We start from the raw sequence: 17,433 nt of genomic DNA on the forward strand, positions 1-17,433 counted from the left end.
CGCCGCCTAGAGCCGGCCGTAGAGTTCGTTGAGGGCGCGCAGCTGCCCGGCCAGGGGGTCGGGCAGCCACTCCCATTCAAAACGCCAGCGCCAGTTGCCCTCGGCAACCCCGGGCACGTTCATGCGGTGCTCGCCGCCCAGCGCCAGCAGATCCTGCAACGGGATCACGGCCAGTCCCGCCACCGACGCCAGCGCTGCCCGGATCAGCGGCCACGGCATCGGTTCGCCGGGGTGGCCCAGGTAGGCGTGGAGCCGCTGCGCCGTCGCCTCCGGTAGGTCGGCGTACCAGCCCAGGGTGGTGTCGTTGTCGTGGGTACCGGTGTAGACGACGCAGTGCCGGTGGTGCTGGTGGGGTAGGTAGGGGTTGGCGGCGTCGCTGTCGAAGGCGAAGTGCAGCACCTTCATCCCCGGCAGGGCGAAGCGCTCGCGGAGCCGCTCCACGTCCTCGGTGATCACGCCCAGATCCTCGGCCACCAGCGGGACCCGACCGAAGCGCTCCTCCACCGCCTCGAGTAGGGCGTCCCCGGGGGCTGCCTCCCAGTATCCGTCCCGGGCGGTGGGCGCCTCGGCCGGGATCGCCCAGCAGGCGCTCAGCCCCCGGAAGTGATCGATGCGCACGAAGTCGAACAGGGCCAGCTGGGTGGCCAGCCGCTGGAGCCACCACGCGAAGCCGTCGCCCTGCAGGCGCTGCCAGTCGTAGAGCGGGTTGCCCCAGCGCTGGCCCTCGGCGGAGAAATAGTCCGGTGGCACGCCGGCGACGAGGGCCGCATGCCCCTCGTCGTCGAGTCGGAAGTACCGCCGGTGGGCCCAGGTATCGGCGCTGTCGTGGGCGACGAAAATGGGGACGTCGCCGAAGAACTGGACACCGCGCTCGGCGGCGTAGTCGCGCAACGCCTGCCACTGGCTGAAGAAGAGGTACTGTTCAAAGATGTGGCGGTCGATCCGCCCGGCCAGCCGGTGGGTGGCTGCCTCCAGCGCCGCCGGTTCGCGGTCCCGCTCGGCGGCGGGCCACGTCCACCAGGCCGCGTCGCCGTGCTCCTCGCGCAGGGCGGCGTAGAGGGCGTAGTCCTCCAGCCAGTGGCCCTGCTCGCGCCGGAAGGCGTCGATCTGCGCCTCGGTCGGTGCGTCACCTTGTTCGCGCAGCCGCTGGTGGGCGCGGTGCAGGCAGGAGCGGCGCCAGGCCCGCAGCGCGACAGGATCGTCTCCGGTCTCTGGGGGGTGAAGCTCCTCCGGCGTCAGCCACCCCCGCTCGGCCAGTGCGTTTAGGTCGATGTAGCACGGCTCGCCCGCGTGAACCGACAACCCCTGGTAGGGGCTGAGGTCGTCGTGGGTGGGGCCGAGCGGCAGCATCTGCCAGATGGTGAAGCCGCTTGCCGCCAGCCAGTCCACGAAGCGGTAGGCGTGCTGCCCCAGGTCGCCGTTGCCTGCGGGCCCAGGCAGGGCGCTGAGGTGAACCAGCACCCCAGCCCGGCGCCGCTCGGCCAGCTCCGCGCCGCTCACGGCTCGGCGCGTCCGTGGCGCATCACGCCGCCGCGCTCGGGCGAGCCCCGGCCCTGGCGCGCGAAGGCGTGGCTCAGGTGCTCCGGCGGCTCCTGGCCCAGGGCGTGGTACAGCGCGGCGAGTTGGATCCGATAGAGGTGGTCGAAGTCGCGGATCACGTCGGCGGGGTTGTAGTCGCCGAACCACCAGAACCAGTCCGAACTCTCGCAGATGGCCAGCTGCGCCTCGGCGCGTTCCCGGGCGGCTTCGTCGAGCGCGCCGATACGCTGATCGAACGCCTGCTTGGCCTCGGCAAGCAGCTCCCAGGCCCGATCCTTGTCCACCTCGCCGATCCAGGTGGAGAGGGTGCCGTAGACCCAGCTGCCGGCCACCAGTCGTGACAGGGGGCGCGGCTCGAGTTCCTCGGCCGCCTCGGCGAAGGTGGTCAGCACCAGTCCCGGGTGATCGCCGAGCCGCTGATACAGGCCGTTGAGAAAATGGAAACCGTTGGCGGGGTAGTGCTCCCAGGCGTTCTCGCCGTCCATGATGATCGGGATGACCGTCTGTTCCGGTGCCTCGCAGCCGGCGGCGATGGCCTCCATGCGGCTGATTAGATTGGCGACGGCGTCGTCGCCGTGCCAGTCGGAGAACTCGAAGCCGATGGCGTCGGACAGCCCGTCGTCGCGGAAGAAGCAGCGGGTTCCGTCGCCGCTGTCGCCCTCGGCGTCGAGGGCGTAGGCCCGGTGCCACTGGCCGTTGCCGGTGCCCTCCGGGCCGAGGCTGTTGTCCAGGACCGCGCCGCCGCTGGCCGCCCAGCGGAATCCGAACTCCTGCAGTAGCCTCAGGGTGGCCTGGCTGATCGCCCCCTCCGACGGCCAGCACCCCCGCGGCCGGTGGCCGAAGGTGTGCTCAAAGCGCCGTATGCCCTGCTCGAGGTGCCAGCGCGCCCGGTCCTCGCCGCCGGGATAGCGGTCGACCACCGGCATGGAACTCTCGGGCCAGGACTCGCGGGCGCACTGCAGATCCTGGAGCAGTGGCAGGATGGGGTGCCCATAGGGGGTCATCGACAGCTCGACCCGCCCGGTCTCGGCCAGGTGGCGGTAGCGGTGGGGCAGGCCGGCGAGCAGCTCGCCGATTACGCCGAGCAGTTCGCGTCGGTCGTGGAGGGTAAAGCCCTTGCCCTGGTCGATCAGCCGCTGGACCCGCGGCTCGCCGCGGCGGACGGTCTCGCCCATCCAGCCCAGGTGGTACCAGGTGATCAGATCCACCAAGAAGGCGTCGCTGAGGTAGCGCATGCTCGCCGGGTGGGCGCTGACCATCTCGGCGATCTCGAGCAGGTGCCGGAATGCCGGGAACGGGTCCGCTAGCCGCTGGCGGTTGATGCGCTGGCACTGCTCGACCAGGCGGCGCCGCTCGTGCTCGTTGACCGGCAGGGTGGGCATGGCCAGGGCGCGCAGCAGGGGGTCGCGCAGCCGTTCGCCGCTTTCCAGGAAGCCGGCGATCTGGCGGCTGTAGTCCTCCAGCTGCTCGAGGAGAACCGGGGAGAAGTTGACCACTGCGCGCGCCGCCGGGTTGGCCTCGAGGTGGGCGGCCATGTCGGCGTAGTCCTTGATCCCGTGCAGGTAGGTCCAAGGTAGTAGGTAGTCGCCGGTGCCGGGGTCGAGGTAGCTCGGCTGGTGCATGTGCCAGCACAGCACCACGCGCACGGGCTGGGTCTCTGTCGCGTTCGGGTCGCTGGCATCAATAGACAACGTGGATCTCCTGGCCGAGCATTTCCGGGGTGACGAGGACAACACCGCTGGGGCTGACCGTAAAGCGCCGCGCGTCCTCCTCGGGATCTTCGCCGATCACGGTCCCCGCCTGGATGTGGCAGTACTTGTCGATCACCGCGTTGCGGATCCGACAGTCGGGCTCGATATGGGCCTCGGGGAGGATCACCGAGTCCTCAACCCGGGTGCGTTCATCGACGATCACCGACGAGAACAGTAGCGAGCGCCGTAGCCGCGCCCCGGAGATGATGCACCCGCCGGAGACCATGGAGTCGACTACGGTGCCGCGGCGGCCCTCCTCGTCGAAGACGAACTTGGCCGGGGGCAGCTGCTCCTGGAAGGTCCAGATCGGCCACTTGCGGTCATAGAGGTTGAGCTCCGGGGTGACGTCGATCAGCTCAAGGTTGGTCCGCCAGAAGGCGTCGATGGTTCCTACGTCCCGCCAGTACGCCTGGTCCCCGGTGGTCGGCTCCCGGAAGGGGTAGGCCATGACTCGGGCCTGGTCGATCAGCTGCGGGATGATGTCCTTGCCGAAGTCATGCTCCGAGCCGCTGCGGGCGTCCGCCCCGAGGGTTCGGAAGAGGAAGTTCCGGTTGAAGACGTAGACCCCCATGGAGGCCAGCGCACGGTCGTCGCGGCCGGGGATCGGCGTGGGGTTGGCCGGCTTCTCGTCGAAGCGAACCACCCGGCTGTCGTCATCGATGCCCATGACGCCGAAGGCGCTGGCTTCCTCGATGGGGACCTCGAGGCAACTGACGGTGACGTCGGCGCCGCTCTCCACGTGGTAGGCAAGCAGCGGCCCGTAGTCCATCTTGTAGATGTGGTCGCCGGCGAGGATCAGGACGTAGTCGGGATCGTGCAGCCGGACGATGTCCAGGCTCTGATAAACCGCATCGGCCGTGCCTTGGTACCAGGAGTCGGCGATGCGCTGCTGGGCTGGCAGCAGTTCGACGAACTCGCCGAAGTCGCTGCTCAGCGAGCTCCAGCCCTGACGGATGTGCCGGATCAGGGAGTGGGCCTTGTACTGGGTGAGTACGCCAATGCGCCGCACGCCGGAATTAATGCAGTTGGACAGGGGGAAGTCGATGATGCGGAACTTGCCGCCGAACGGAACCGCCGGTTTGGCACGCCACTGGGTGAGCTCGCGCAGCCGCGTGCCGCGGCCGCCGGCGAGGATCAGGGCCAGGGTGTCTCGGGTCAGGCGGCTGACGAAACGGGGAGAGCGATGGGATAACACGTCGGATCTTCCTGGTGACAGAGGCCTGAAGGGCAGTATGGACGGCTTTTCCGGCGATCGACAGGGTATTGCGTGCCAGCGCCCCTTCCGGCAGGGTCCATTGAAGCCGGCGAGCGGGGTGTGCGCGTGAATCGATCCATTCAGAAGGATGCCGGGGGTGACGACCGGCAGCGTATCGCGGAGGGCCGTCACGCCGACCCCTTCGCCTACCTCGGCGGGCCCCACGGCGCCGAGCGCCGGGTGCGGATCTACCACCCGGAAGCCGTGGAGGTAACCTTCAAGGACGGCACCGCGGTGCCCCGTATCGCGGGTACCGACTTCTTCGAGGCGCCGCTGCCCGCCGCCCTGCAGGCGCCGTACGTCTTCTGCTGGCGCGACGCTGGCGGGAGCTGGCGCAGCACCTACGACCCCTACAGCTTCCCGCCGGTGCTCTCCGAGTTCGATCTGCACCTCTACGCCGAGGGGCGGCACTGGCACGCCCAGCGCTTTCTAGGCGCGCACTGCACCACGGTGGAGGGGGTGGCGGGCGTGGCCTTTGCCGTCTGGGCGCCCAACGCCGAGCGGGTCAGCGTGGTGGGCGACTTCAACCGCTGGGACGGGCGTCTTCACCCCATGCGGTTGCGCCTCGAGGCCGGGGTGTGGGAGCTGTTTATCCCCGGGCTGGAGCCGGGGGCGTTGTACAAGTTCGAGTTACGCGGTCACGGCGGTTGTGGCCCCATGCTCAAGACCGACCCCTGTGCCCGGCGTTACCAGCAAAGGCCCGAAACGGCCGCCGTGGTCGAGCCGCCGGAGGCCTACGCCTGGGAGGACGGCGAGTGGATGGAGCGCCGGCGCCGGGAGGGCAGCGCCTGGCAGCAGGCGCCCTGGTCGATCTACGAGGTCCACCTTGGCTCCTGGCAGCGCGATGCGCAGGGCGGTTTCCTCGACTACCGCACCCTTGCCCACGAGCTGGTCGCGTACGTCCAGCGCACTGGGTTTACCCACATCGAGCTGCTGCCGATCACCGAGCACCCGCTGGACGACTCTTGGGGCTACCAGACCACCGGCTACTTTGCCCCGACCAGCCGCTTCGGCGGCCCGGATGATTTCCGCTACTTCATTGACTACTGCCACCGCCACGGCATCGGAGTGATCCTGGACTGGGTGCCCGCCCACTTCCCGCGGGACGCCTGGGCGCTGGCCCGCTTCGACGGTACGCCGCTCTACGAGCACGCCGATCCCCGCCAGGGGGAGCACCGCGACTGGGGGACGCTGATCTTCAACTTCGGCCGCAACGAGGTGCGCAGTTTCCTGCTCTCCAGCGCCCTGTACTGGCTCGAGGCCTACCATCTGGATGGGCTGCGCGTCGACGCAGTGGCCTCCATGCTCTATCTGGACTACTCCCGCGAGGACGGTGACTGGGTGGCGAACGTCCACGGCGGCAACGAGAACCTGGAGGCCATCGCCTTCCTGCGCGAGGTCAACACCGTTACCCACGGCGAGCAGCCTGGGACCTGCATCATCGCGGAGGAGTCCACCTCTTGGCCGCAGGTCACGCGCCCGACCTACCTCGGTGGGCTGGGGTTCACCATGAAGTGGAACATGGGCTGGATGCACGACACCCTGACCTACCTCGGCGAGGACCCCGTCCACCGCCGCTACCACCACGACCAGCTGACCTTTGGTCTGCTCTACGCCTTCACCGAGAACTTCGTCCTGCCGTTCAGTCACGACGAGGTGGTCCACGGCAAGGGCAGCCTGCTTGACCGCATGCCCGGCGACGACTGGCAGCGCCTGGCCAACCTGCGCCTGCTCTACGCCTACCAGTTCACCTATCCGGGCAAAAAGCTGCTGTTCATGGGCTGCGAGATCGGCCAGCGCAGCGAATGGGATGCCGATTCTACGGTGGACTGGGCGGCCCTATCCGATCCACGCCACGCCGGCGTGCAGCGCCTGATCGGCGATCTCAACGGGCTCTACCGGGGCGAGCCGGCGCTGCACCGGCACGACTTCTCCGAGGCGGGCTTCGCCTGGGTGGACTGCCACGACGCCGAGCAGTCGGTGCTCAGTTACCTGCGCTGCGGTGACGCCGGCGAGCGGGCAATGGTGGTTCTCAACTTCACGCCGGTGCCACGCCACGGCTATCGGCTGGGCGTGCCGGTCGCTGGGTACTGGGCGGAGCGGATGAACACCGATTCGGCCCTCTACGGCGGCTCGGATGTGGGCAACGCCGGTGGCGTGATCGCCGAGCCGGTGCCGTGGAGCGGCCACCCGTATTCGGTGGTGCTGACCCTGCCGCCGCTGGCCGGCCTGGTGCTGGTCGGGGAGGGTGCGTGAGGATCCTGTTCGCCACCGCCGAGGCTTGGCCGCTGGCCAAGACCGGGGGCTTGGGCGACGTGGCTTTCGGCCTGACCCGGGGGCTGGCTGAGCTCGATTGCGACGTACGCCTGTTGATGCCCGCCTATCCGGGTGCCGCCGAGCAGCTGGAGGGCACGGTCCGCCGGCGTCAGGTGCCGTGGGCCGACGGGGATGTGGCGCTGATTGAAGGGCGGCTGCCTGGCACCGGGGTTGGGGTCTGGCTGCTCGACGATCCGCCGCTGTTCGCACGCGTCGGCGGTCCCTACGCCACGGCTGGGGGCGATGCCTGGCCGGACAATCATTGGCGGTTCTGCCGTCTGTCGCAGGTGGCTGCGGCTCTGGCAGCGGGGGATTTGCTGGACTGGCGCGCCGACGTGCTCCACGGCAACGACTGGCAGACCGCGTTGGCCCCGGTGTTCCTGCGCGAGCGCAGCGAGCGGCCGGCCACCGTGTTCGGTATCCACAATCTGGCCTACCGCGGGCTCTTTCCGGCGGAACTCTATCCCCGGCTCGGGCTGCCAGCCGAGCTCTGGCACCCCGAGGGGTTGGAGTTTTTCGGCCAGCTGGCCTTTATCAAGGGCTCGCTGGTCTTCGCCGACGCCCTGGTGACGGTCAGCCCAACCTACGCTCGCGAGATCCAGACCCCGGCCTTTGGCTGGGGGCTGGAGGGGCTCCTCCACCACCGGCGGGACCGGCTGTTCGGCATCGTCAACGGCATCGATACCGAGACCTGGGACCCGGGGCGTGACCCCCATCTGGCCGCCCGCTACGCCGAACCGGACGACCCGGCCCGGTGGGCCAATCGCGGGGCCGTGGCACGGGCCGTTGGCCTGGCGGAGGGCGACGGGCCCGTGCTCGGTTTCGTCGGTCGGCTGGTGGAGCAAAAGGGTGTGGACCTGATCCTGGCGGCGTTGCCGCGTCTGCTGGCCAGCGGCGCGCGGCTGGCCCTTCTCGGCTCGGGGGATCATAGGCTGGAGGCCGCGCTGCGTGCCGCGGCCGAACAATATCCGGGGCAGGTCGGGGTGGTGATCGGCTACGATGAGGCGCTCGCCCACCAGATCGAGGCCGGCAGTGATCTGTTTCTGATGCCCTCGCGCTTTGAGCCGTGCGGGCTCAACCAGCTCTACTCCCTGCGCTACGGGACGCCGCCGGTGGTCCACCCCACCGGCGGGCTGGCGGATACGGTCGTGGACGTGGATGCCCACCCCCAGAGCGGTAACGGTTTCCACCTGGCTGCGGCGGAGGGCGCCGCCCTGGCCGAGGCGGTGGAGCGGGCCTTGGCGCACTGGCGGGATCGGTCGGCTTGGCACGCCATCCAGGCCCGCGGCATGGCCGGGAGCTACTCGTGGGAGGCCTCGGCGCGGGCGTATCGGGATCTGTATCGCGAGCTGGGGGCAGAGCGGGGATGACGACCGCTCCGCCGGGTCAGCGCCCGCGGATTAGCGCTGGCGCCTGCCCCGCCCCCGGCCCTTTCGCTGCCGGGCCGGGGGGGCGCCCGCGGGCGGCGTCTGCCGGCGGGGGTGCTTGCCCGTCGGGGTCCGTCGCCCCTCGCCGGCGGATCCGGTGCCCGGCGGCTGGTGGGCGGGCACCAGGTGACGTTTGCTGTTGCCGATCAGGTCCGCGCGGCCCATGCGCTGCAGGGCCTGGCGCAGCAGCGGCCAGTTCTCCGGGTCGTGGTAACGCAGGAAGGCCTTGTGGAGCCGACGCGTGCGCAGACCCCGGGCGGTGTGCACCGGGGCGCCGCCCTCCGGCCCGACCCGGCGCAGCGGGTCGCGGCCGCTGTGATACATGGCGGTGGCCAGCGCCATGGGCGTGGGCAGGAAGGCCTGCACCTGGTTGGGCCGGAAGCCGTTGCGCTTGAGCCACAGGGCCAGCTGCAGCATGTCCTCGTCCGTGGTGCCCGGGTGGGCGGCGATGAAGTACGGGATTAGGTACTGCTCCTTGCCCGCCCGCCGGCTGTAGTCCTCAAACAGCGCCTTGAAGCGATCGTAGGTGTCCATGCCCGGTTTGAGCATCCGCCCCAGGGGCCCGGGCTCCGTGTGCTCCGGCGCGATCTTCAGGTAGCCGCCGACGTGGTGGCTGACCAGCTCCCGCACGTAAGCCTTGGAGTGGATGGCCAGGTCGTAGCGCACGCCCGAGGCCACCAGGACCTTCTTCACGCCGGGGCGTTGCCGGGCCTGGCGGTAGAGGTCGATCAGCGGCTCGTGATCGGTGTCAAGGTTGCGGCAGATGCGGGGGTAGAGGCACGACATGCGCCGGCAATGGGCCTCGGCCTGCGGGTCCTTGCAGCCCATGCGGTACATGTTGGCACTGGGGCCGCCGAGATCCGAGATGACCCCGGTAAAGCCCTCGGTGCGCTCGGCGATCTCGTCGATCTCGCGCAGGATCGACTCCCGGGAGCGGGACTGGATCAGCCGCCCCTCGTGCTCCGTGATCGAGCAGAAGCTGCAGCCGCCGAAGCAGCCGCGCATGATGCTCACCGAGAAGCGGATCATCTCCCAGGCGGGGATCCGGCGTCCGGCGTAGTCTGGGTGCGGCCCCCGCTGGTAGGGCAGTTCGTAGAGGGTGTCCAGCTCCTCGGTGCTCAGCGGCAGCGGAGGCGGCGTGATCCAGACCTCCTGATCGCCGTGGGCCTGCACCAGGGTCCGGGCGTTGTGCGGGTTGGTCTCCTGGCGGGTGATGCGTGCCAGCTCGGCAAAACGATCCGCGTCCCGGCGCACGCTCTCCCAGTCCGGCAGCCGCAGCACGCCCTGCTGGTCGGCCGGGTCGTCCTCCGCGGGGCCGGGAGCGGGGCGGGCGTAAGCGATGCCGCGCACGTCGCGGATCCGCTGCGGCGGCTCGCCGGCGGCGATGCGGTGGGCGACCTCGACCAGGGCCCGTTCCGCGTTGCCGTAGAGCAGCAGGTCGGCCTTGGCGTCGAGCAGCACCGAGCGCCGGACCTTGTCGGACCAGTAGTCGTAGTGGGCCAGGCGGCGCAGGCTGGCCTCGATCCCGCCCAGGAGGATCGGCGTGTCGCGGTAGGCCTGGCGCAGGCGCTGGCTGTAGACGATGGTGGCCCGGTCGGGGCGGCGTCCGCCCTCGTCATCGGGGCTGTAGGCGTCGTTGCTGCGGCGCCGACCATCGGCGGTGTACCGGTTGACCATGGAGTCCATGTTGCCGGCGGTGACGCCAAAGAAGAGGTTCGGTGCCCCCAGGGCCTGGAAGTCGGTGGTGTCGCGCCAGTCGGGCTGGGCGATAATACCCACGCGGAAGCCCTGGGCCTCGAGCAGACGGCCGATGATGGCCATGCCGAAGCTCGGGTGATCGACGTAGGCGTCGCCGGTGACCAGGATGATGTCGCAGCTGTCCCAGCCCAACTCGCCCATTTCTCGCCGGGACATGGGCAGAAACGGCGCTACGCCGAAGCGGGCCGCCCAGTAGGGGCGGTAGGAGAACAGTGCGGGGGGCTTCGAGTCGTTCACGCCGTCATGGTAACCGGCGCAGCGGGGCGCGTCATGGACGTTTTGTGTGCCGCGGCCGCAACTTGAGCGGATCCCGGGGCGGCGCTAGGGTGTCGGGCTCGAATCATCGCCCCGGAGTCCATGTGTCATGAAGATCGAGCAGCAGACCCTCACCGTGCAGACCCGCGGCCGTGGGACCCATGAGCTCACCCGTCGCCTCGCCGACGCCATTGGTGAGTACGGCGTTTCGCGTGGCCTCGCGCATGCCTTCTGCCACCACACCAGCGCCTCGCTCATGATCACCGAGAACGCCGATCCCAGTGTCCGCGCCGATCTGGAGCGGTTCATGGCCCGTGTAGCGCCGGACGGCGACCCCATGTACGAGCACGACATGGAGGGCCCTGACGACATGCCGGCCCACATCCGCAGCATGCTCACCGGCAGCGGCGTGACCATCCCGATCAGCGGCGGTCGCCCGGCGCTGGGGACGTGGCAGGGGCTCTACCTCTGGGAGCACCGCAGCGGGGGGCATGCTCGACGCGTGACGCTGACGCTGATCGGGGAGTGACGGGAAGAGTCACGATCGAGTCACGCGGGTCGCCGGGAGGCTGGACGCAGTACGTGGGTTTTTGCGTAACGATGGATTGGAGGGCGGGAAATGGTGGGCCCGGTCGGATTCGAACCGACGACCAAGGGATTATGAGTCCCCTGCTCTAACCACTGAGCTACAGGCCCGTCGGAGGGGATAGGGATCCCGCAGGGATCAAAACACAACCCCGGGGCGCCGGCAACGGCACCCCGGGGATCGGCTCGGGCGCGGGTTACTCCTCCAAGAAGCTGCGCAGTCCCTCCGAGCGGGTCGGGTGGCGCAGCTTGCGCAGCGCCTTGGCCTCGATCTGGCGGATGCGCTCGCGGGTGACATCGAACTGTTTGCCGACCTCTTCGAGGGTATGGTCGGTGTTCATGTCGATGCCAAAGCGCATGCGCAGGACCTTGGCCTCCCGGGGCGTCAGCCCGGAGAGTACCTCGCGCACCGACTCGCGCAGGCCTTCGGAGGTGGCCGAGTCCACCGGCGAGGTGACGCTGGTGTCCTCGATGAAGTCGCCCAGGTGGCTGTCCTCGTCGTCGCCGATGGGCGTCTCCATGGAGATCGGCTCCTTGGCGATCTTGAGGACCTTGCGCACCTTGTCCTCGGGCATCTCCATGCGCTCGGCGAGCTCCTCGGGGGTGGCCTCGCGGCCCATCTCCTGAAGCATCTGCCGCGATACCCGGTTGAGCTTGTTGATCGTCTCGATCATGTGCACCGGGATGCGGATGGTCCGCGCCTGGTCGGCGATGGAGCGGGTGATGGCCTGGCGGATCCACCACGTGGCGTAGGTGGAGAACTTGTAGCCGCGCCGGTACTCGAACTTGTCCACCGCCTTCATCAGGCCGATGTTGCCCTCCTGGATCAGGTCCAGGAACTGCAGGCCGCGGTTGGTGTACTTCTTGGCGATGGAGATGACCAGGCGCAGGTTGGCCTCGACCATCTCCTTCTTGGCGCGGCGGGCCTTGGCCTCACCGATGGACATGCGGCGGTTGATCTCCTTGATCTCCGCCACGGAGAGGCCGTTCTTGTCGGCGATCTCCTTGAGATCCGCCTGGGCCTTGCGGATGGTCTCGGCGTGCGGCTTCAGTCGCTCGGCGCGCTCGCCCCCCTCGGCCAGCAGGTCGTCGAGCCAAGTGGGGTCGGTTTCGCGATCCTGGAAGCTCTTGACGAACTCCTTGCGAGCCATTCGCCCTTCGCGGGTGCACAGATTCATGATCTCGCGCTCTCGGGCGCGGATCGTATCCACCGTGCCACGCAGCCGGTCGGCCACAGCGTCCACCACCTTCGGGGTGAACTTGATGCTCAGGAAGATCTCCTCCAGCTCGCCCCGCAGTTCGGCGATGCGCGGTGCGGCCGAACCCTCGCTGGCCAAAACCTCCTGCATCTCGTTGTAGGCGGCCCGCAGGCGCTCAAAGAGCTCCGCCACCGCCTCGGGATCGGGGCCGGTTTCGGTGGCGGTGGTCTCCTCCTCGTCCTCGGTGGCGGTCTCCGGGGCGGCAGCGGGGGCCTCCGGAAGCTGCTCGGAGCCGTCCTCGCGGTCACGGAAGCCGGCTAGGATGTCGGTCAGCCGGGCCTCGCCCTCCTGGGCGCGGTCGTAGAGCATGATCAGCTGCCGGGCCGCCTCCGGGTAGGAGGAGAGGGCCATCAAAGCACGGTCGAGCCCGTCCTCAATCCGCTTGGCCAGCTCGATCTCGCCCTCGCGGGTGAGCAGCTCGACGCTGCCCATCTCGCGCATGTACATGCGCACGGGGTCGGTGGTCCGGCCGAACTCGGCGTCCACGGCGGCGAGGGCGGCAGCGGCCTCTTCGGCCTCGTCCTCGTCGGTGGCCACGGTGGTTTCAGCCAGGAGCAGCTCGTCCGAGTCCGGGGCCGTCTCGTGGACGTTGATCCCCATGTCGTTGATCATGCCGATGATATCGTCGATTTGATCGGGGTCGACGATATCGTCGGGGAGGTGGTCGTTAACCTCCGCGTAGGTCAGAAAGCCCTGCTCTTTGCCCTTGGCGATGAGCTGCTTGATTTGCGACTGTTGATCCTGTGACATAGGCGATCGGTCTGATCCGCGGTTGCTCGGGGAAGGCGCCGCTGGGCGGAACCGTACAGTGTAGCGTCCAGGTTCGGGTTCCTTCAAGGGCGCGTCAGGTTTTAGAGGCGAAACGCCGCGCGAAGTTCCTCCATCTCCTGCTGTTCATCGGCGCTGATCCGGCCCCGCTTGAGCCGGTCCATCAGCAGCTGCAGTCGTGTCGCCTGACGCAGCCGCTCCTGCTCCAGGTCCATGGTCTGCTCATCCCGTTCCTCCTGCTCGAGCTCACGGACCAACCGCTTCTGCTCGTTGTGGATGATCTGCTCCTCGATCCGCATGAGGGCGTCCTGGAGTTCCTGCTGGTGGTCCCCCTCGGCCATGGCGGTTCGTTGCCAGGCCGCCAGCCGGTGTAGCGGGGTCTCGTGCGGGGTGTCGCGGAACCGCTCCAAGACCCTTGCCGTTGTGATATTGGGTTCCGTGCGCGCCAGTTCAAGGAGCTGTTGCAGCAAGTCTAGTCCAGGAATGTCTCGATCGGCGAAGCGGTCCGGGTCGCCGGCGTACGCCGCGAGCTGCGGCTGCTGCAGCAGCAGGGCGATGGCGTGGCGCACGGGGGTGCGCTGCAGGCTTGTCTCGGGATTGCGTGGGGCGCTGCGCGGCTGCGCGGCGCCTTGGTTGCGGGTGGCTTCGCCCCGTCCTTCGAGGATGCGGTCGATGCGTTCGGGCTCGGTGCGCGTCAGCTCGGCGAGCTGGCCGATCAGCGTCTCGCGCACGATGCCCCGTGGTAGCCGCCGCAGCGGGTTGCTGGCCCGTTCCAGCAGGCGGGCGCGGCCGTCGACGGTGGTCAGGTCGCACTCCTCGCCGAGGTGGGCCAGGAAGAATTCGATGACCGGCGTGGCGGCATCCAGGCGTGCTTCGAAGGCCTCGCGGCCCTCGCTGCGCACCAGGTCGTCGGGGTCGCTGCCCTCGGGCAGCAGCAGCACGCGGACCTCGCGGTCGCCCTGCAGGACTGGGAGCAGGTTCTCGACGGCGCGCAGCGCCGCGCTGCGGCCGGCGTCGTCGCCGTCGAAACAGAGCACCAGTTCGTCCGCGGAGCGCAGTAGCAGCGTCGCCTGCTCGGCGGTGGTGGCGGTACCCAGGGTGGCGACGGCGCCAGGGATGCCCTGCTGGGTCAGGGCGATGACATCCATGTACCCCTCGACCACGATCAGCCGGCCGGGGCGGCGCTCGGCTTGAAGGGCTTGGTAGAGGCCGTAGACTTCACGGCCCTTGTGGAAGACCGGGGTCTCCGGGGAGTTGAGGTACTTGGGCTCGCCGTCGGAGACCACTCGGGCGCCGAAGGCCACCACGCGACCGCGGCGATCGTGGATCGGGAAGGTAATGCGATCGCGGAAACGGTCGTAGGTCTTCTGTTCCCGTTCGATGATCAGTCCGGCGCGGATGGCCGGTCGCGGGTCATCGAGCTGGCGCAGGAGGTTGTCCCAGCCCGGCGGGGCGAAGCCGAGGCCGAAACGGGCGGCCACCTCCCCGGAGATCCCGCGCCGACGCAGGTATTCTACGGCGCTCTGGCGCGCAGGGTGGTTGCGCAGTGCGTCGCGGAAGAACTGGTGGGCGTGGGCCAGAGCGCGGTACAGCGGGGCGTATTCGTCGGCGGCCCGGCGGGCCCCGCCGCCGTCCGGGATTTCCAGGCCAACCCGGCCGGCCAGCTCCTCAATGGCCTCACGGAACTCCATGCGGTCGTGTTCCATGAGGAAGCGGATCGCCGTGCCGTGGGCACCACAGCCGAAGCAGTGGTAGGTCTGTCGTTCAGGATTGACGTTGAACGAGGGGGTGCGCTCGTCGTGGAAGGGGCAGCGCGCCTTGTAATTGCTGCCGGCCGGGCGCAACGGCACGCGCTCGCCGATGACGGCGACGATGTCGGTGCGTTGCAGCACCTCATCGATGAACTCATCGGGGATCCGCCCGGCCATCGGCCAGCCTCCGGGGTCTGGAAGGCTCCAGACGGTATCGCGGCGAGGGCGGGGTCAGCCGCCGAGGCGGTTCTTGACGCGAGCGCTGACTGCGCCGAGGTCGGCCCGCCCCTGGAGCTTCTCTTTGAGAGATCCCATGACGCGGCCCATGTCCTTGATCGATGCGGCCCCTGAGTTGTTGATGGCCTCTTCGATCAGGGCGTCGATCTCTTCATCGCTGGCCGCTTGGGGAAGGAACTCGGAGAGGATCTCGATCTCTCGTTCCTCGGCCTCGGCCCGGGCGGTCTGGCCGGCGTCGCGGTACTGCTCCGCGGACTCCCGCCGCTGCTTGACCGCCTTGGCCAGGACATCGATGGCCGCGCTGTCGTCGGTGGCGAGGTCACAGCGCTCGTCCACCTCACGCTGCTTGAGTGCCGCGCTCGCCGAGCGCAGGACCGCCAATCGCTCCTTGTCGCCGGAACGCATGGCGGATTTCACTGCCTCGAGCACGGTTTCCTTGACGCTGCTGGGTGCGGCCATCGGTTCCTGGGTCCGGGGGTCAGTAGGGCCGCTGGCGCCGCTGCTGCTCGCGGTTGAGCCGCTTCATGTGCCGCTTGACGGCGGCGGCCTGCTTGCGCTTACGCACCTGCGTGGGCTTTTCGTAGTACTCGCGCCGGCGGATCTCGGACAGCACGCCCGCCTTCTCGCAGGAACGCTTGAAGCGGCGCAGGGCCACCTCGAATGGCTCGTTTTCGCGGACTTTCACAATCGGCATGCGCTCGTCGACCCCTTCGTCGTTGTCCATGGCAAATGATTATCCGGGCATTTCAGCCCAAAGATAAACGAGCAGTCTAGTTGCCATGAGGGGGGTATTTCAACCTCGCCGTCGGCGTTTTTTCGGGTAGGGGCGACTGCCATCGGGCTGCGTGTTGAAGCGCTTGTAGGTCCACTGGTACTGCGCCGGAGCGATGCGCACGCACTGCTCGACTCCCCGGTTGATCGCCGCCGTGGCCGAGGTCGGGTCGCGGCCGGCGACGTCAGGGTCGGCGGGCAGGAAGTGCAGATCGTAGCCGCGACCGGCGGGGAGTCGCTCGGCGAACGCGAATAGTGGCACGGCGCCGGAGCGCTGGGCGATGCGCCCGGCCAGGGTCATGGTCTTGGCGGGGACCCCGAAAAACGGCGCGAAGGGTTCACTGCCGTCCGGCTCCTGGTCGGGCAGGATGCCGACCACCTCCCGGCGGGCGAGGGCGCGCAGTACGCCGCGCACGCCCTGGGGGCCGGCGGGGAGCAGGCGGGCTCCGTTGCGCGAGCGCCCGGCGAGCAGGATGGGTTCCAGAGCGGGCTGGCGGGGGGGGCGGTACAGGGCCGTGAGCGGTTGTCGCGCAGCCACCCAGAGGTTGAGCAGTTCCCAGCAGCCGATATGGGGGGCGAGCAGGAGCACGCCCCGACCTTCATCCAGGGCCTGGTCGAAGTGGGTTCGGCCGTGGACCTGGCGCACCCAGCCGACCACCCGTTCAGGCGGGCGCTTAAAGACCGGCGCGATCTCCAGCGCGGTCTTGCACGTCTCCTGCAGGGCGTTGCGAACCAGGCGGCGCCGCGCGCCCGCGGCCAGATCCGGGAAGCAGAGGCGCAGGTTGATCTCGGCGACCTGCCGCGTCCGATTGGGCAGGTAGGCCAGGGTGGTGCCGACCGCCGCACCGACGGCGTGCAGTACGGGCAGGGGCAGTCGGGCCAGGACGGAGAGGGTCCATTCCAGGCTGCGTGGTGGGGCTGGCTCTTCGGTCATGGCGATAGCTAACCTGTTCCCGGGGCGGCAAGGCAACCCGGGCGGTGGTGTTCGGGGGCAGGCTCGCTACACTTTCCCGGTGGGGTGCCATGCGCGCCCGGGACGAGCCTTTACCCATGTGGCCGTGCCCGGAGTTCTTCGTGAGGACATACAGGAGAGGATTCCAATGAGCGGTAACCAACCGATGGAAGAAATGGTCCGGAACTGGACCGAGATGCAGCAGCGCATGTGGGATACGTGGCTGCAGACGGTGCGTGGCATGCAGATGCCCACCGGGGTGTCCCAGGGCGATGAGTGGCAGCGCCACTATCAGCAGAACCTGGAGGCCTGGGAGAAGGCGGTCCGCGAGGCCCTCGACGCCCAGGTGCAGTGGGCGCAGAAGTGGGCACAGCAGGCCGGTGCCGGAGAGCATGCCAGCGAGGGGATGCAGGAGGCGGTTAAGCAGACCCAGGAGATGATGAAGTCCTGGACCGAGGCGCAGAGCAAGCTCTGGAACGCCTGGTTCGACAGCGTGAAGAACATGGATCCGTCCCGCATGGCGGAGCAGTGGGACTCGGAGGGCCAGCGCGTGCTCCAGGCCTGGCAGGATGCGACCAAGCGGGCTCAGGAGGCGATGCAGGAGCTATCCGGAACCGCGACGTCGGGGGCTGCCGGCTCGCAGAAATCCTCTGCAGGGCGCAGCACCTCTGGCGGCAGCAAGAAGGCCTGATCGGACGAAAAAAAAAGCCGACGCATCCTGCGTCGGCTTGAACCCGCTTCCCTCGGGCTAATGGGCGGGGGCCTTACTCTTCCTTGAGCGGTCCCTGAAGGCCGAGCGATCCATCGCC

The 17,433-nt window shown here is 68.8% G+C and carries 13 protein-coding genes and 1 tRNA gene; 4 read left to right on the top strand and 10 right to left on the bottom strand.

Translation table 11 applies throughout. The features are described 5' to 3' along the window. Positions 1 to 6 precede the first annotated feature (6 nt). Genes malQ through glgC form a run of 3 tightly spaced genes read right to left on the bottom strand, consistent with a single transcriptional unit; the run spans position 7 to position 4,485 of the window. Positions 7 to 1,500, bottom strand: coding sequence for a 4-alpha-glucanotransferase (gene malQ, locus LRG10_RS02880; protein WP_238634679.1), 1,494 nt, complete (start codon positions 1,498 to 1,500; stop codon positions 7 to 9). Next, positions 1,497 to 3,161: a glycoside hydrolase gene (locus LRG10_RS02885; RefSeq protein WP_370641507.1), complete on the bottom strand. Its 1,665-nt coding sequence runs from the start codon at positions 3,159 to 3,161 to the stop codon at positions 1,497 to 1,499. Before LRG10_RS02885 ends, malQ begins: the two co-directional genes overlap by 4 nt. Positions 3,162 to 3,219: 58 nt before the next feature. Further along, positions 3,220 to 4,485 carry a glucose-1-phosphate adenylyltransferase gene (glgC, locus tag LRG10_RS02890; RefSeq protein WP_238634680.1) on the bottom strand — a complete coding sequence of 422 codons (1,266 nt, stop codon included), beginning with the start codon at positions 4,483 to 4,485 and terminating at the stop codon, positions 3,220 to 3,222. Between the two features lie 126 nt (positions 4,486 to 4,611). Here glgC and glgB point away from each other — a divergent pair, with 126 nt between their 5' ends. Beyond that, positions 4,612 to 6,801: a 1,4-alpha-glucan branching protein GlgB gene (glgB, locus tag LRG10_RS02895; protein ID WP_238633456.1), complete on the top strand. Its 2,190-nt coding sequence runs from the start codon at positions 4,612 to 4,614 to the stop codon at positions 6,799 to 6,801. Next, positions 6,798 to 8,231: a glycogen synthase GlgA gene (gene glgA / locus LRG10_RS02900; RefSeq protein WP_238634681.1), complete on the top strand. Its 1,434-nt coding sequence runs from the start codon at positions 6,798 to 6,800 to the stop codon at positions 8,229 to 8,231. Before glgB ends, glgA begins: the two co-directional genes overlap by 4 nt. Before the next feature lie 30 nt (positions 8,232 to 8,261). Here glgA and LRG10_RS02905 read toward each other — a convergent pair whose 3' ends face one another. Beyond that, positions 8,262 to 10,283: a YgiQ family radical SAM protein gene (locus LRG10_RS02905; protein ID WP_238634682.1), complete on the bottom strand. Its 2,022-nt coding sequence runs from the start codon at positions 10,281 to 10,283 to the stop codon at positions 8,262 to 8,264. Between the two features lie 127 nt (positions 10,284 to 10,410). Between LRG10_RS02905 and LRG10_RS02910 the strand changes: the two genes are divergently transcribed. Next, positions 10,411 to 10,830 carry a secondary thiamine-phosphate synthase enzyme YjbQ gene (locus LRG10_RS02910; RefSeq protein ID WP_201169994.1) on the top strand — a complete coding sequence of 140 codons (420 nt, stop codon included), beginning with the start codon at positions 10,411 to 10,413 and terminating at the stop codon, positions 10,828 to 10,830. Between the two features lie 91 nt (positions 10,831 to 10,921). Here LRG10_RS02910 and LRG10_RS02915 read toward each other — a convergent pair. The 6 genes from LRG10_RS02915 to LRG10_RS02940 form a co-directional block, all read right to left on the bottom strand. Next, a tRNA-Ile gene (locus LRG10_RS02915) sits at positions 10,922 to 10,997 on the bottom strand. A gap of 86 nt (positions 10,998 to 11,083) precedes the next feature. Beyond that, on the bottom strand, positions 11,084 to 12,895 hold the full coding sequence (gene rpoD, locus LRG10_RS02920; RefSeq protein WP_201169992.1) for an RNA polymerase sigma factor RpoD: 1,812 nt from the start codon (positions 12,893 to 12,895) through the stop codon (positions 11,084 to 11,086). A gap of 101 nt (positions 12,896 to 12,996) precedes the next feature. Further along, positions 12,997 to 14,841, bottom strand: a complete 1,845-nt coding sequence (dnaG, locus tag LRG10_RS02925) for a DNA primase (protein ID WP_201241762.1) — start codon at positions 14,839 to 14,841, stop codon at positions 12,997 to 12,999. A gap of 54 nt (positions 14,842 to 14,895) precedes the next feature. Continuing rightward, positions 14,896 to 15,360, bottom strand: a complete 465-nt coding sequence (locus tag LRG10_RS02930) for a GatB/YqeY domain-containing protein (RefSeq protein ID WP_201169990.1) — start codon at positions 15,358 to 15,360, stop codon at positions 14,896 to 14,898. 19 nt (positions 15,361 to 15,379) lie between these two features. Further along, a complete protein-coding gene (rpsU, locus tag LRG10_RS02935; RefSeq protein ID WP_011813897.1) occupies positions 15,380 to 15,595 on the bottom strand; it encodes a 30S ribosomal protein S21 in 216 nt (71 codons plus the stop codon). Between the two features lie 99 nt (positions 15,596 to 15,694). Then, the gene (locus LRG10_RS02940) at positions 15,695 to 16,606 is read right to left on the bottom strand and encodes a lysophospholipid acyltransferase family protein (protein ID WP_238634683.1); all 912 of its coding nucleotides are present in this window, start codon (positions 16,604 to 16,606) and stop codon (positions 15,695 to 15,697) included. 166 nt (positions 16,607 to 16,772) lie between these two features. Between LRG10_RS02940 and LRG10_RS02945 the strand changes: the two genes are divergently transcribed. Continuing rightward, positions 16,773 to 17,315 carry a hypothetical protein gene (locus tag LRG10_RS02945; protein WP_201169988.1) on the top strand — a complete coding sequence of 181 codons (543 nt, stop codon included), beginning with the start codon at positions 16,773 to 16,775 and terminating at the stop codon, positions 17,313 to 17,315. The last annotated feature ends 118 nt before the right edge of the window (positions 17,316 to 17,433 follow it).

This window comes from Halorhodospira sp. 9628 (assembly GCF_022228075.1).
Classification (GTDB): Bacteria; Pseudomonadota; Gammaproteobacteria; order Nitrococcales; family Halorhodospiraceae; genus Halorhodospira; species Halorhodospira halophila_A.

What these genes read in the sequence shown, in the direction of transcription:
- LRG10_RS02885 (WP_370641507.1), bottom strand. Translation starts at nt 3,161, where the DNA reads ATGCACCAGCCGAGCTACCTCGACCCCGGCACCGGCGACTACCTACTA.
- dnaG (WP_201241762.1), bottom strand. Translation starts at nt 14,841, where the DNA reads ATGGCCGGGCGGATCCCCGATGAGTTCATCGATGAGGTGCTGCAACGC.
- LRG10_RS02930 (WP_201169990.1), bottom strand. Translation starts at nt 15,360, where the DNA reads ATGGCCGCACCCAGCAGCGTCAAGGAAACCGTGCTCGAGGCAGTGAAA.
- rpsU (WP_011813897.1), bottom strand. Translation starts at nt 15,595, where the DNA reads ATGCCGATTGTGAAAGTCCGCGAAAACGAGCCATTCGAGGTGGCCCTG.
- LRG10_RS02910 (WP_201169994.1), top strand. Translation starts at nt 10,411, where the DNA reads ATGAAGATCGAGCAGCAGACCCTCACCGTGCAGACCCGCGGCCGTGGG.
- rpoD (WP_201169992.1), bottom strand. Translation starts at nt 12,895, where the DNA reads ATGTCACAGGATCAACAGTCGCAAATCAAGCAGCTCATCGCCAAGGGC.
- LRG10_RS02940 (WP_238634683.1), bottom strand. Translation starts at nt 16,606, where the DNA reads ATGACCGAAGAGCCAGCCCCACCACGCAGCCTGGAATGGACCCTCTCC.
- LRG10_RS02945 (WP_201169988.1), top strand. Translation starts at nt 16,773, where the DNA reads ATGAGCGGTAACCAACCGATGGAAGAAATGGTCCGGAACTGGACCGAG.